We start from the raw sequence: 1,011 nt of genomic DNA on the forward strand, positions 1-1,011 counted from the left end.
GTGGTGTAGCATCCTGCTGACCGGGTCTCTGTCGTTACCAATGCTGACATCGAGATAGTCTAGAGCCCCGGCTTCCACGAGGCCGGCCGCGACGATCCTCATTTCGTCCAGCTCAAGCCCCCCAACGACGGTTTCTATGCCGCTAATGCGAACGCCAAGCGGAATGCCAGGACCAATTCTCCGGCGCACGGCCCGCAGCACCTCCTGCGGGAAACGCAGGCGCCGTATCGTATCGCCTCCATAGTCATCTTCGCGCTTGTTGGTCCATGGCGAAAGGAACTGGTGCAGAAGCAGGCCGTGGCCGCAGTGCACCTCAATGCCATCCATTCCAGATTCGATGTTGCGAAGGGCCGCATCTGCATGAGCAGTTGCGATCTCCTCCATATCGGCGATGGTCATGCTACGGCAAAACGTGCCGCGTTCCTCATCATAGAAAGCGCTGGCCGACCAAGGGGGCCGTGGAAAGCTGTTCGCCTGGGCACCGAAATGGCCGATATAACCGAACAGCTTTCCGCCATGGGCATGCACGGCTCCTGCAATGGCTCGCAGGCTTGGTATGATGCTGTCGTTGTAATTGGTCAGGAGATGGCCAAGCCCTGGCGATGAAGAGTGCACTTGCTGCGTGCCCAACATGATGAGCCCGACGCCGCCCTTGGCCCGCTCTGCATAGTAATCAATCAGCTGGTTTCCGGCTTGCCCGCCCAGCACCATTCCCGTTCCGTGCCCGGTGAGCACATATCGGTTGCGGATTACGACATTTCCAATTGCCTTTTCGCTCCACGACAGCAGATCAGAGTTTGTCGTCAGCATTGAAAAACCGGCCGCGCAAAGGTTGATGTTATGCCACGCCACCTAGTATTCCAGCTAGAATATTAAATCAATGCCTTTTCCGCGCTGGCTTGATGATCGATGTTCCTGGTATCGGATCGCTGCGGGTCGATGTTGCCTATGGTGGAATGATCTACCGCATCGTGAATTCGGCGGATCTCAACCTGACCCTTGCGCGCAGCG

General features: G+C 57.3%; 1 pseudogene. It reads right to left on the reverse strand.

Features of this window, described 5'->3' with window-relative positions:
* A pseudogene (locus EN935_RS37580) lies at positions 1-852 on the reverse strand (hypothetical protein); the annotation flags it as partial.
* Positions 853-1,011 lie beyond the last annotated feature (159 nt).

This window comes from Mesorhizobium sp. M7D.F.Ca.US.004.03.1.1, from assembly GCF_003998635.1.
GTDB classification, from domain to species: domain Bacteria; phylum Pseudomonadota; class Alphaproteobacteria; order Rhizobiales; family Rhizobiaceae; genus Mesorhizobium; species Mesorhizobium loti.